Genomic DNA, 13,214 nt, shown 5'->3' with positions numbered 1-13,214 from the left:
GTCGCCCTGGGTTCGTACGGACGGGCGAGACCAGGGCAAAGTCTACCGGCGCTCCTCGTCCTCCCGTGGGGCCTCTCGACGACGCGACCGCGGAAGCACCCGCAGCGCCTCGCCCATGTCGGCGACTTCCAGGACCTTCATACCGGGTGGGGTCTTGCCCGGATCGCTCGGCACGAGGGCGTGGGTGAAGCCCAGTCGGTGGGCTTCGGCCAGCCGCCGCTGCACTCCCGTGACCCGTCTGACCTCCCCGGCGAGGCCCACCTCGCCGATCGCGACGAGGTTCTTGGGGAGAGGAGTGTCACTCGCCGCGGACGCGAGCGCGAGGGCGATTGCGAGGTCCGCGGCCGGCTCGGAGAGCTTCACACCGCCGACCGTCGCCGAGTAGATGTCACGTTTTCCGAGGGCGCTGATCCGGCCCCGCTGCTCCAGGACGGCCAGCATCATGGAGACACGGGAGGTCTCCAGGCCCGAGGTCGTCCGGCGCGGGGACGGGATCTGCGAGTCCACCGTGAGGGCCTGCACCTCCGCCACCAGGGGCCGGCGGCCCTCCAGGGTCACGGTCAGACAGGTGCCCGGGACCGGCTCGGCACGGCGGGTGAGGAAGAGGCCGGACGGGTCGGTCAGACCCGTGATGCCCTCGTCGTGCAGCTCGAAGCAGCCGACCTCGTCCGTCGTCCCGTAACGGTTCTTGACCCCTCGGACCAGCCTGAGGCGGGCGTGCCGGTCGCCCTCGAAGCTCAGGACGACGTCCACGAGGTGTTCGAGCAGGCGGGGGCCCGCGATCGCGCCGTCCTTGGTGACATGGCCCACGAGCAGGGTCGACATGCCACGCTCCTTGGAGGCGCGGATGAGTGCCCCGGCGACCTCGCGGACCTGGGCCATACCGCCCGGGGCGCCGTCGATCTCCGGAGAGGCGACGGTCTGGACCGAGTCGAGGATCAGGAGCGACGGCTTCACCGCGTCCAGGTGGCCGAGGACGGCCGCGAGGTCGGTCTCCGCGGCCAGATAGAGGTGGTCGTCGATGGCCTTGATGCGGTCGGCCCGCAGCCGGACCTGGCTCGCCGACTCCTCGCCCGTCACATACAGCGTGCGGTGCTCGTCGCTCGCCGCCTTCGCCGCCACGTCCAGGAGGAGGGTGGACTTCCCGACGCCGGGCTCGCCCGCGAGCAGGACGACAGCGCCGGGCACCAGACCACCGCCGAGGACGCGGTCCAGCTCGGGCACGCCGGTGCTGCGCGCGGTGGCCTGACGGGCGTCGACCTGGCCGATGGGCACCGCGGAGGTGGTGACACGGCCGGGCGTCGTGGTCCGCACCGCGGGCGCGCCGTACTCCTCGACCGTCCCCCACGCCTGGCACTCGGGGCAGCGGCCGAGCCATTTGGCCGTCTGCCAGCCGCACTCGGTGCAGCGGTAGGACGGCCGGTCCTTCGCGGTCTTCGTACGGGCAGCCATGACCGAACCGTAGCCGAGGCCACCGACAGCGCCGTCGGCCGTCGTACCCGCCGCCGGCCCGCTCCCCGCGTCCCGCCCTGTCGCGCCGGGGGCTTCCGCCGATCCGAAGCCGCCGCGCGCCCCCCTTCCGTCGCCGCCCGTGGAGGTCCAGGCCACGGAATCGGAGGTTCGTGTCCCCTTATGAGGGATCGTTTCACCCGTACGGATTAAATATGCTCAAGGGGGAAGAAGGGGTCGCCGTCGGGCACCTACGGTCGCACGGGTGATGAGCAGCAGTCCGGAGACCTCGACACACACCACGCACACCACCGGCGCACACCGGGCGCACGGTACAGCGCGCAAGCGGGTGACCCTGCCCAGCGGCGCATCGGCCCGCACGACGGCCCAGCGCCCTCCCGCGCGCTACGAGCCCTATCTGGACGGCCTGTTCACCTACTGCCTGTCCGTGCTGTGCGACCACGACGCGGCCACCGCCGCGCTCGGCGACGTCCTGGCGCTCGCCGACCGCAGGGGCCAGCGCTCCCCGGATTCCCCGGACGACCAGCGGGCCTGGCTGTACGCGCTCGCCCGCTGGTCCTGCCTGCGGGGGCTCACCGAGGCCCGGCGCAGACACCAGGCGACGCACGCCTCCGGCCGCCGTACGAGCACCAAGGGCGACAGGGGCGACACGAGTGACAGGGGCGACAGGGGCGACAAGGGCGACAAGGGCGACAAGGAGGCCGCGGACCGGCGCGCGGCCGAGGCGCTCGCCGCCCCCGTCTCCGAAGAGGACCTGGCCCGGCGGCAGCGCGAACTCGCCCTGCTGGCCTGGCCGGAGGCCGCCGGCACCACCCCCGAGCAGCGGGAGGCGCTCGAACTCGCCGTCCGCCACCAGCTCGCCGCCCACGAGGTCGCCGCCGTCCTCGGCATGGACACGGTCAGGGCGCGCGAACTCCTCGCCTCCGCCGCCTGCGAGGTCGAACGCACCCGCGCCGCCCTCGCCGTCGTCGAGACCGGCACCTGCCCGAGCGTCGCCCACCTCACCGGCGACAGCCGGCTGGTCCTGAGCGCCGGCCTGCGCCGCGAACTCGTCCGGCACGTCGACGACTGCCCGCGCTGCCGCCGCACCGCCGAACGCGCCGCGCCCGGTACCTGGCCCGGCACCAGCGTCACGCCCGCCGCGCTCCCCGTCCTGCAGGCCCCGCGGGCCGCCCTGCACATCGCGCTCGCGCACGTCGCGCGGACGAGGGGCGGCGCACCCCGCTTCGACCGGCGCGGCTTCCCGATGGACCCCAAGGACCGGGCAGCCCGCCGGGACCGGCTGCGGGCCCGCGCCGTCACCACGACCGTCGTCGCCACCGTCGTCGCCGCGCCCGTGCTCGCCCTCTGGGCGGCCTACCGCGGCGCGCCCCTCACCGGGGAGGGCGCCGACGGCCGCCCCGCCACCGCGAGCGAGGCGCACGGCCACGACGGCATCGGCGGCGAGAACGTCGGCGGCTACGAGAACGCGGGCAACGCCAGCACCAGACCCGGCGGCCGCTTCGCCAAGGGCGACGGCACGCCGGACGTCTCCGTGGAGGTCACCAGCGCCGCGGGCGCGGGCGGCGCCGCCGGACAGCTCTCCGTACAGGCCACGGGCAGCGGCGAGACGACCTTCATCACCCTGACCGCCTCCGGGAGTTCGCCGGTCCACTGGTCCGCGCGTTCCGGAGCGCCCTGGCTCTACCTCAGCCGGTCGTCGGGCACGATCGCCCCCGGAGACTCGGTGACGGTCAAGGTGTACGTCGATCAGCTCCGCCAGCCGGTGGGCCGCTGGAGCGCGCGGGTGGCGATCGCACCCGCGGGCGCCGTCGTCACGATCGGCGGGTACGGGAGCGCGGGCCCGTCCGCCCCCGGAGGATCCGGCCCCGGCCAGGCGACCGGCAGTCCCACGCCGTCCGGCCACGGCTCGGCGACGCCCTCGTCCGGTCCCGACCCGTCGCCGACACCTTCCGACCCGTCGCCGACCCCCACGCCCACGGAAGCGACCCCGTCGGCCCCGGAGGGCTCGACCCAGCCGCCCGCCGGCACCGGCGGCCCGGTCCCGTCCTGACGGTCAGGCGACGGGGTCCGCGGGATGCGGTGCCAACAGCGGCAGCTGCGAGGCCAGCCGCTGCTCGCAGAGTTCGACCAGCCGGTCGTACCCGGCCTTGCCCATCAGCTCCACGAGTTCCGGGCGGTACGAGACGTACACCGGGTCGCCCGCTCCGTGCGCCGACGTCGCCGACGTGCACCACCAGTGCAGGTCGTGGCCACCCGGACCCCAGCCCCGGCGGTCGTACTCGCCGATCGAGACCTGGAGCACCCGGGTGTCGTCGGGGCGGTCGATCCACTCGTACGTCCGGCGCACCGGCAGCTGCCAGCACACGTCCGGCTTGGTCTCCAGCGGTTCGCGGCCCTCCTTGACGGCCAGGATGTGCAGCGAGCAGCCCGCGCCACCGGCGAAGCCGGGCCGGTTCTGGAAGATGCACGAGCCCTGGTACGGGCGCGTCTGGCGCTCGCCGTCCTCGTCCTGCGACACCCAGCCCGTCTCCAGGCCGACGTCATGGTGCTGCCAGATGTCCGGAGTGAGCCTCGCCACGTGCCCGGCCACCCGCTTCTCGTCGTCCTCGTCGGAGAAGTGGGCCCCCAGCGTGCAGCAGCCGTCGTCGGCGCGACCGGCCTGGATGCCCTGGCAGCCGCTGCCGAAGATGCAGTTCCAGCGAGAGGTCAGCCATGTCAGATCGCACCGGAAGACCTGCTCTTCGTCGGCGGGATCCGGAAACTCCACCCATGCCCGCGCGAAGTCGAGCCCCTTCTCGTCGGACGCCGAGGCCTTCACCGGCGCCGCCTTCGGGGACTTCTTGGGCTTGGTGGCCTTCGCCTGCGAAGAACTCTTGGTCGAATTGTCAGGCTTCGCCTTTTTCGTCTTTGGCACGCGTCCAGGGTAAGTCGCCGGAGGCCGCTCCGGGGACGGCGGGCGGGCCCGGCCGCAGTAGCGTTCCGTACATGAGACTCGGTGTCCTCGATGTGGGTTCGAACACGGTGCATCTGCTGGTGGTGGATGCACACCCCGGCGCGCGCCCGCTGCCCGCGCACTCGCACAAGGCCGAATTGCGGCTCGCCCAACTGCTCGACGAGAGCGGGGCGATCGGCTCCGACGGCGTCGACAAACTCATCGAGACGGTCCAGGACGCGCTGGAGGCCGCCGAGGACAAGGGTGTCGAGGCGATGCTGCCGTTCGCCACCTCCGCCGTCCGTGAGGCCAGCAACGCGGACGAGGTGCTGGCCCGGGTGCAGAGCGAGACCGGTGTCGAGCTCCAGGTGCTGACCGGTGCGGAGGAAGCCCGGCTGACGTTCCTGGCCGCCCGTCGCTGGTTCGGCTGGTCGGCGGGGAAACTGCTGGTCCTCGACATCGGCGGGGGGTCGCTGGAGATCGCGTACGGCCTTGACGAGGAGCCGGACGCGGCGGTGTCGTTGCCGTTGGGCGCGGGGCGGCTGACCGCGGGCTGGCTGTCGGCCGATCCCGCCGATCCGGCCGACATCAAGGCGCTGCGGCGGCATGTCCGGACGCAGATCGCCCGCACGGTGGGGGAGTTCAGCCGGTTCGGCGCCCCCGACCACGTCGTGGCCACGTCCAAGACCTTCAAGCAGCTCGCCCGGCTGGCCGGGGCGGCCCGTTCCACGGACGGGCTGTACGTGCAGCGTGAGCTGAAGCGGCGCTCTCTGCAGGACTGGGTGCCGAGGCTCGCCTCGATGACGGTGGGGGAGCGGGCGGAGCTTCCCGGGGTCTCCCCCGGGCGGGCGGGGCAGTTGCTCGCGGGGGCGATGGTGGCCGAGGCGGCGATGGATCTCTTCGGCGTGGAGACCCTGGAGATCTGTCCCTGGGCTCTCCGGGAGGGTGTCATCCTGCGGCGCCTGGACCAGATGGAGTCGGTGTAGCCGGCTCGCCCCGACGTCTCCAGGCGCCGGGGCCACGCATGTCGGCCCGACCGGCGTTCGAGGACGAGCCCGTCGGGCGGAGCGGGGTCCGGGGGGCAGCCCCTTGGCCAGGCGCGCGAGCGTGACCTGCACGAACTCCGGGGCCGCACCCGTGCCCGGGTCCGTGGCGGAGCCTTGCGCGAGGGCCTCGCCGGAGTCTTCCGCAGGGCCCTTGCCGGGGCCCTCGCCGGGTCTTCAGCAGAGGGGCCTTCGACGGGCCTCGCCGGGTCCTCAGCAGTGGCCTCCGACGGGCCCTCGGCACGGGGCAGGGACGGGCTCCGGGACAGGGCCCCGGGACAGGGCCCCGGGACAGGGCCCCGGGACAGGGCTCAGGGACAGGGCTCAGGGACAGGGCTCAGGGACAGCCCCAGGGGGCCGCAGGGACGGCCCGCCCAGGGACAGGGCCCAGCGATGGAGGCCCAGGGGCGACCCCCCCTGTCGAGGGCCCGGGGACGGAGGCCCAGGGACACCCTCCTGAGCCCGGCGCGGCCGATTCGTGGGGGTCTGCGGGTCACCGCCTCCCCGCGCTCAGTCCACTCCCCGTACTCTGTCCCTCGTGGCAGAACCAGTGGTGCGCATCCCGGATGCGAAGGTCGCGCTGTCCACGGCGTCCGTGTATCCGGAGTCGACGGCGACGGCCTTCGAGATCGCGGCGCGCCTCGGTTACGACGGCGTCGAGGTCATGGTGTGGACCGACCCCGTCAGCCAGGACATCGACGCCCTGCGGCGGCTCTCCGACCACCACCGGATCCCGATCCTCGCCGTCCACGCCCCCTGCCTGCTCATCACCCAGCGCGTCTGGTCCACCGACCCCTGGACCAAACTCCAGCGCGCCCAGGCGGCCGCAGAGAAGCTCGGCGCGAGCACCGTGGTCGTGCACCCCCCCTTCCGCTGGCAGCGCCAGTACGTGCGCGACTTCATCTCCGGCATGTGGCGCATGGCGAACGAGACGGACGTACGCTTCGCCGTCGAAAACATGTACCCCTGGCGCTATCGCGACCGCGAGATGCTCGCGTACGCCCCCGACTGGGACGTCACGAAGGACGACTACCGTCACTACACGATCGATCTCAGCCACACCGCGACCGCCCGCACGGACGCCCTGGAGATGATCGACCGCATGGGCGACCGCCTCGGCCACGTCCACCTCGCCGACGGCAACGGATCCAACAAGGACGAGCACCTGGTCCCGGGCCGCGGCACCCAGCCCTGCGCCGAGCTGCTGGAGAGCCTCGCGCTCGGCGGCTTCGACGGCCACGTCGTCATCGAGGTCAACACCCGCCGCGCGATGTCCAGTGCCGAACGCGAGGCGGACCTCGCCGAGGCCCTCGCCTTCACCCGCCTGCACCTCGCATCCGCCGTCAAGGTGCCGCGCCGGTGACGGACGCGGCCCCCCGCCGCCGGGGGCGTCCCTCCCGTACGCAGACGGAGGCGGCCCCCGCCACCCGCGACCGCATCCTCGACGCGGCCCGCGAGGAGTTCTCGGAGCGCGGCTACGAGAAGACGTCGGTCCGAGGCATCGCGAAGGCGGCCGGGGTCGACTCCGCCCTCGTGCACCACTACTTCGGCACCAAGGAACAGGTCTTCGAGGCGGCCATCGAGGTCGCCTTCGCCCCCGCCCTGGCGGCTCCCGTGGCGGTCGAGGACGGCCCCCTCGACGGTGTCGGTGAGCGCCTGACCCGCTTCATCTTCGGCATCTGGGAGAACCCGGCCACCCGCGCGCCCCTCCTGGCGATCGTCCGTTCCGCCGTGAACAACGAGACCGCCGCGGCCGTCTTCCGCCGGCTCATCGCCGCCCAGCTGCTGCGCCGCATCGCCCAGCAGCTCGACCTCCCCGACGCCGAGCTGCGCGCCGAGCTGGCCGCCGCCCAGCTGGTGGGGGTGGCGATGCTGCGTTACGTGATCAGGGTCGAGCCGCTGGCCTCGGCGGACCTGGAGCCGATCATCGCCCGGGTCGCCCCGGTGGTACAGGGCCATCTCACCCTTCCGTGACCGGATGAACGCCCCTCCCGGCCCACCTGAGCGCCCTCGGCCCCACCGCCCTCGTACCCCGGCCCGGCGGCCCGGCCGTCCCCCCCCCGTACCAGCAACCCCGGCCCCGGCGGCCCGGAGACCCCCTTCCCCGTACCCGCGCAGCGAGACAGGCGTCCCGCATTTCGGACGCCGCGTCCGAATCCTGGCGCGGCGGCGTAGGCTCGATCCCAGTCATAACTCTCCGAAGGAGCGAGCGACGATGCCCGAACTGAGGTCCCGCACAGTCACCCACGGCCGCAACATGGCGGGCGCACGCGCCCTTATGCGTGCCTCCGGTGTACCGGGCGCGGACATCGGACGGAAGCCGATCATCGCGGTCGCCAACTCCTTCACGGAGTTCGTGCCGGGTCACACCCACCTCCAGCCGGTCGGCCGGATCGTCAGTGAGGCCATCACGGCCGCCGGGGGCATCGCGCGGGAGTTCAACACCATCGCGGTCGACGACGGCATCGCGATGGGACACGGCGGCATGCTGTACTCGCTGCCCTCCCGCGACCTGATCGCCGACTCGGTCGAGTACATGGTGGAGGCCCACTGCGCCGACGCCCTGATCTGCATCTCGAACTGCGACAAGATCACACCCGGCATGCTGATGGCGGCCCTGCGCCTGAACATCCCGACGGTCTTCGTCTCCGGCGGCCCGATGGAGTCCGGCCGCGCCACCCTGGTCGACGGCACGGTCCGCACCCTCGACCTGGTCGACGCGATCTCCGACGCGGTGAACGACAAGATCTCGGACGAGGACATCCTCCGTATCGAGGAGAACGCCTGTCCGACCTGCGGCTCCTGCTCCGGCATGTTCACCGCCAACTCCATGAACTGCCTGACCGAGGCCATCGGCCTCTCCCTCCCCGGCAACGGCTCGGTGCTCGCCACGCACACGGCCCGCAAGGGGCTCTACGAGGACGCGGCCCGCACGGTGGTCGACATCACGCGCCGGTACTACGACCAGGACGACGAGTCGGTCCTGCCGCGCAACATCGCCACGCACGCGGCGTTCGAGAACGCCATGGCCCTCGACATCGCCATGGGCGGCTCCACCAACACGATCCTGCACCTGCTGGCCGCCGCCCAGGAGGCGGGCGTCCCCTTCGGCCTGGACGAGATCAACGACGTCTCGCGCCATGTGCCCTGCCTGGCCAAGGTCGCCCCGAACGTCGCCAAGGACCGCACGTACTACATGGAGGACGTGCACCGCGCCGGCGGCATCCCCGCCCTGCTCGGCGAACTGCACCGCGCCGGTCTGCTCAACGAGGACGTCCACTCCGTCCACAGCCCGTCCCTCTCCGACTGGCTGAAGACGTGGGACGTGCGCGCCGGCTCCCCGTCCCCCGAGGCGATCGAACTGTGGCACGCGGCCCCCGGCGGCGTCCGCTCCTCCGAGGCCTTCTCCCAGTCCGAGCGCTGGCTGGCCCTGGACGAGGACGCCGAGGGCGGCTGCATCCGCTCCGCCGAGCACGCCTACTCCAAGGACGGCGGCCTCGCGGTCCTCAAGGGCAACCTGGCGGTGGACGGCTGTGTCGTGAAGACGGCCGGCGTCGACGAGTCCATCTGGACCTTCGAGGGCCCGGCGGTCGTCTGCGAGTCGCAGGAAGAGGCCGTCGACAAGATCCTCAAGAAGGAGATCACCCACGGCGACGTCGTGGTCATCCGCTACGAGGGTCCCAAGGGCGGCCCCGGTATGCAGGAGATGCTCTACCCGACCTCGTTCCTCAAGGGCCGCGGCCTCGGCAAGACCTGCGCCCTGATCACCGACGGCCGTTTCTCCGGCGGCACCTCGGGCCTGTCGATCGGCCACGCCTCCCCCGAGGCGGCCTCCGGCGGCACCATCGCCCTGGTCCGGGACGGCGACCGCATCCGCATCGACATCCCGGGCCGCTCGATCGAGCTCCTGGTCACCGACGAGGAGCTGGCCGCCCGCCGGGACGCCCTGAACGGCGTCTACGCCCCCGCGAACCGCGAGCGCAAGGTCTCGGCCGCGCTCCGCGCCTACGCCGCGATGGCGACCAGCGCGGACAAGGGCGCGGTCCGCGACGTCTCGAAGCTGGGCTGACCCGCCACCACCCGCCGAAGGGGCCGCTCCTGCCGGGAGCGGCCCCTTCGGCGTCCGTACGGCGCAGCCGTGCTTCACCAGGTGGAGGGACGGCTCCCGTCGACCGCGAAGAGCGATCCGTCGGGAGCGGAGGAGTACACCTTGCCGCCGGCCGCGACCGGCGCCGGAATCGCGGCGATCAGAGCGCCCCGGGAGCCCCCGAGCCGCGCCCTGGTCTGCCCCAGCAGCGTGCCCCGCGTGGCGTCGACGGAGAGCAGCCGCCCGTCCGCCGAGGTGAGGTACAGCCGCTGCCCGGCGACGACCGGCGCCGAGGCCGTGCTCACCGAGGTCTCCGCGCGCCAGAGCTGGGCCGAGGTCCGGGTGTCGACGGCGACGAGCGTGCCGCCGTCGGCCAGCAGATACACGGTGTCGCCGCGCACGACGGCCTGTGGCGACGGCAGCGGGACCGGCAGCGCGGCGCGGCGCACGGAACGGGCCGAGGAGTCGTAGCGCACGACGGCGTCCGTGTACTGGTGGCTGTCGATCGAGCTGAACCAGACCACACCGTCATGGGCGCCCACCACGTTCAGCGTTCCGTCCAGTCGTCGGTGCCAGCGGGTGGAGCCGGTCTGCGGATCCACGGCGTCCACCCGTGTGCCGCCCCCGGTCGTCGTCACCGTGTAGGCGACGCCGTCCCCGTAGGTGACGAACTGCGGCACGGGCTGCCCGGGGACGGTGTGCCGCCACTTCTGCTCGCCGGTCGCCGCGTCCAGCGCGGTGACCTCGCCGTCGGGCCCGGTGAGCAGGACGACACCGCCGGCATGCGTGACACGGCCGCTGTACCGGGCGACGTCATGGCTCCACCGGGTCGCGCCGGTGGCGGGATCCAGCGCCTCCAGGCGCAGGCCGTCCCCGCTGAGGACCTGCAGCAGTCCGCCGGACAGCACCGGTGGCTTCGACGAGCGGTGGTTCCCGCGGTGCGTGTCACCGCGCGACCAGAGCACCCGCCCGTCCGCCGGGTCGACCGAGGCGGCCAGGACGCCCGGACGCACGCAGTACAACTCGTGCGGTGTGTAGGCGCACTGCGGCAGACCGGCGGCCTTGACGCCGTGGGCTCCCAGACGCAGGTCCCACGGCTGGAAGGAGTCCGCTGGCGACCGCCCGCCCGTGTGCTTCGCCGGGCCCCGGACGTCCGAGCCGCCATGAAGGGCGAGGACGCCGATGACCACCGCGGCGAGCACGCTCGCGGCGGCGGCGACGGGCAGCCGCCAACGCCGCCCGGACACCCTCTCGGGCACCTTCTCGTCGCCCGTCGCCCGGGGACGGCCGTCCTCCGGGTCCGGGCCGTCGCCGTGCGGCGCGCGATCCCGTCGATGCGTGGGGTCGGGATCGGGATCAGGGCCGGACTGCGGCGCGGGCACCAGCGGACGGGCGGCCCGCGCGGGCACCGGACCGTCCTGCTGCGCGGCCCTCGCCCCCCGCCCGCTCAGACCGCGCCGGCCGCGCTGGCCGGGTATGAACGCCTGGGTGTCGTACGAGGCCGACACCGACTTCAGCGCCGTCATCAGCTCGTCCGGTGTGGGCCGGTCCTCGGGTTCCTTGGCGAGGCAGCGCGCGACCAGATCGGCCAGCTCGTCCGGAACACCGGTCAAGTCCGGCTCGTCGTGGACGACTTGATAGGCGACGAGATAGGGACTGTCGGAGTCGAAGGGGCCGCTCCCGGTGGCCGCGTGCACGATCAGCGAGCCGAGTGCGAAGACATCGGCGGCCGGTCCGACCTCGCGCGGCCTGCGGAACTGCTCCGGAGCCATGAACGGCGGCGTACCGATCAATTTGCCCGTCTCGGTGCGCAGTTCACTGTCGGAGGGCCGCGAGATGCCGAAGTCGATCACCTTCGGACCGTCGTCGGCCAGCAGCACGTTGCTCGGTTTGAGATCGCGGTGCACGACACCGGCCCGATGGATGTCGCGCAGCCCCTCGGCGAGACCGGCCATCAGCCGGCGCAACGGACCCGGACCCAGTGCGCCGTTCCGCTTCACGTGTTCGGCGAGAGTGGGCCCGGGAATGAAGAGCGTTGCCATCCAGGGGTGTTCGGCCTCGGGATCGGCGTCGACCACGGGCGCGGTGAAGGCACCGCTGACCCGCCGAGCCGCGGCCACCTCCTGCTTGAACCGCCCCCGGAACTCGGGGTCTTGCGAGAACTCCGCGTGTACGACCTTGACGGCGAGCCGCAACCCCGAGGCGGACCGCGCCAGATGTACGACGCCCATGCCGCCGGAGCCGAGCTGTGCCTCCAGCAGGTACTGCCCGGCGTACATCGGATGTTCCGCTTCCGGTTCGGTTCCGGCGCTGCGCTGTGGCGGCATCACTCACCCCCGTGGGTATGTCCGCATGCGCGACGCGCAGAGCCTAGTCGATCCTTCGTGCGAAACATCGGCGGCTTGCTAGCCTCGGCGCGCGGTACCGACATGGCGTGAATCATTCAGCGGGGGAGGCCAGGATGGCCACGGAAGACATAGAGATCACCGGCGCGGCGGAGACGGCGGACGGGGGGTCCGCGCTCACGGCGTCGACCCGGACGTATCCGATCGCCCCGGGCTCCAGCCTGAACGTCCGCAGCGGCCCGGGCACGCACTACTCCGTCGTCCGCACCCTGCCGGCGGGCTCGTCGGTACCGATCTACTGCCAGTGTCCCGGCGAGACGGTCAGCGGCTACTACGGGACGACGAACATCTGGGACAACATCGCCAACGGCCAGTTCGTCTCCGACGCCTATGTGAAGACGGGCAGCGACGGCTACGTCGCGGGGCGCTGCGCCTGACCGGAAGACGCCCCCCGTCCGGGCGAAGCCGGGTCCCGCGGAGACCGGAGCGATAATCGTCGTGTGAGCGATACGACCGAATCCGGTTCCGGTACCCCCGCGGGACCCCAGCCCGAGCCCCTCCGCTTCTTCGGGACGACCTGGGTGGAGCACGACGGTGGCTACCCGGCCCGCCGCGCCGGCGTGGCCGTCGGCTCGCTCGCCGCCGCGGTGGCCGCCTGCTTCGTCCTGCGCTTCGCCTACCAGGGCCTGGCCATCGCGGACGTGGGCAAACCGGTGACGATCCTGGTCGTGGTCATGTTCGCGGTGTGCAGCGCGCTCGCGTTCCGTCACGCCTGGGACGCCTTCTCCAAGCGCCCCGACCCCGATCGCCAGGCCTCCCTGCGGGGCCTGCTGGCGATCGGCTTCGTCGGCACCCTCCTCGCGTACTGCGTCCGCTCCCTCAGCGAGGCCCCGGGCGAGAAGCTGCACCGCGAGGAGTACGAGGCGGCCCGCGCGCGGTACGACCGCCGTTCCACCGGCCGCACCCGCGATCCGTCGAAGAAGCGCCGGGCCTCCGGTTCCTGACGGCACCCGCGTCCGACAGCGGAAGCCCCCGTTCCGGACCAGGGCGGCGGGGACGAAAACCACCTGCGTCCCACCAGCGACACCCGTCACCATGAACGTATGACCCCCTCCTCGCGCCCCGACGCCGACCCCGGAGCCGAAGCGAAACCCCAGGCCGACGCCGACGCCGACACCGATCCCCGCGCCGCCCCCGCCCCTGAAGCCCAGACGACCGCCGCCCGGGCCCCGGGCCCCGAGGCGCAGGCGACCGCGGACGCCGACGCGGACGCGGACGTCGAAGCCGAAGCGGACGCCGGAGCCGGAGCCGGAGCTGAAGCCGAAGCCGGAGTC

Annotated in this window: 10 protein-coding genes; 7 read left to right on the top strand and 3 right to left on the bottom strand. The window is 72.9% G+C overall.

Annotated elements, in window-relative coordinates; translation table 11 throughout:
- Positions 1–42 precede the first annotated feature (42 nt).
- The gene (gene radA / locus GFH48_RS18210; protein ID WP_153289274.1) at positions 43–1,452 is read right to left on the bottom strand and encodes a DNA repair protein RadA; all 1,410 of its coding nucleotides are present in this window, start codon (positions 1,450–1,452) and stop codon (positions 43–45) included.
- Positions 1,453–1,714: 262 nt separating this feature from the next.
- Between radA and GFH48_RS18205 the strand changes: the two genes are divergently transcribed.
- Entirely contained in the window at positions 1,715–3,523 is a 1,809-nt protein-coding gene (locus GFH48_RS18205; RefSeq protein WP_153289273.1) for a BACON domain-containing protein, read from the top strand.
- A 3-nt stretch (positions 3,524–3,526) separates the two neighbouring features.
- On the opposite strand, the gene GFH48_RS18200 is transcribed toward GFH48_RS18205, so the two are convergent.
- Complete coding sequence (locus GFH48_RS18200; RefSeq protein ID WP_153289272.1) at positions 3,527–4,387, bottom strand: hypothetical protein; 861 nt, start codon at positions 4,385–4,387, stop codon at positions 3,527–3,529.
- Positions 4,388–4,458: 71 nt separating this feature from the next.
- Between GFH48_RS18200 and GFH48_RS18195 the strand changes: the two genes are divergently transcribed.
- The 4 genes from GFH48_RS18195 (at position 4,459) to ilvD (ending at position 9,517) form a co-directional block, all read left to right on the top strand.
- Positions 4,459–5,391: a Ppx/GppA phosphatase family protein gene (locus GFH48_RS18195; RefSeq protein WP_153289271.1), complete on the top strand. Its 933-nt coding sequence runs from the start codon at positions 4,459–4,461 to the stop codon at positions 5,389–5,391.
- A gap of 595 nt (positions 5,392–5,986) precedes the next feature.
- Positions 5,987–6,811: a sugar phosphate isomerase/epimerase family protein gene (locus GFH48_RS18190; protein WP_153289270.1), complete on the top strand. Its 825-nt coding sequence runs from the start codon at positions 5,987–5,989 to the stop codon at positions 6,809–6,811.
- Positions 6,808–7,422 (top strand): TetR/AcrR family transcriptional regulator, encoded by a 615-nt coding sequence (locus GFH48_RS18185; RefSeq protein WP_153289269.1) that lies wholly within the window; start codon positions 6,808–6,810, stop codon positions 7,420–7,422. Before GFH48_RS18190 ends, GFH48_RS18185 begins: the two co-directional genes overlap by 4 nt.
- Positions 7,423–7,663: 241 nt before the next feature.
- Positions 7,664–9,517, top strand: coding sequence for a dihydroxy-acid dehydratase (gene ilvD, locus GFH48_RS18180; protein WP_153289268.1), 1,854 nt, complete (start codon positions 7,664–7,666; stop codon positions 9,515–9,517).
- A 74-nt stretch (positions 9,518–9,591) separates the two neighbouring features.
- On the opposite strand, the gene GFH48_RS18175 is transcribed toward ilvD, so the two are convergent.
- Positions 9,592–11,862 (bottom strand): serine/threonine-protein kinase, encoded by a 2,271-nt coding sequence (locus GFH48_RS18175; RefSeq protein WP_153289267.1) that lies wholly within the window; start codon positions 11,860–11,862, stop codon positions 9,592–9,594.
- A gap of 134 nt (positions 11,863–11,996) precedes the next feature.
- Here GFH48_RS18175 and GFH48_RS18170 point away from each other — a divergent pair, with 134 nt between their 5' ends.
- Positions 11,997–12,317 carry an SH3 domain-containing protein gene (locus GFH48_RS18170; RefSeq protein ID WP_153289266.1) on the top strand — a complete coding sequence of 107 codons (321 nt, stop codon included), beginning with the start codon at positions 11,997–11,999 and terminating at the stop codon, positions 12,315–12,317.
- Positions 12,318–12,380: 63 nt separating this feature from the next.
- On the top strand, positions 12,381–12,884 hold the full coding sequence (locus GFH48_RS18165) for an EamA/RhaT family transporter (protein ID WP_153289265.1): 504 nt from the start codon (positions 12,381–12,383) through the stop codon (positions 12,882–12,884).
- Positions 12,885–13,214 lie beyond the last annotated feature (330 nt).

It is taken from the genome of Streptomyces fagopyri (assembly GCF_009498275.1).
GTDB lineage: Bacteria > Actinomycetota > Actinomycetes > Streptomycetales > Streptomycetaceae > Streptomyces > Streptomyces fagopyri.
Note: the sequence above shows the minus strand (reverse complement) of the source record. Positions and strands in the feature narration are given on the sequence as shown.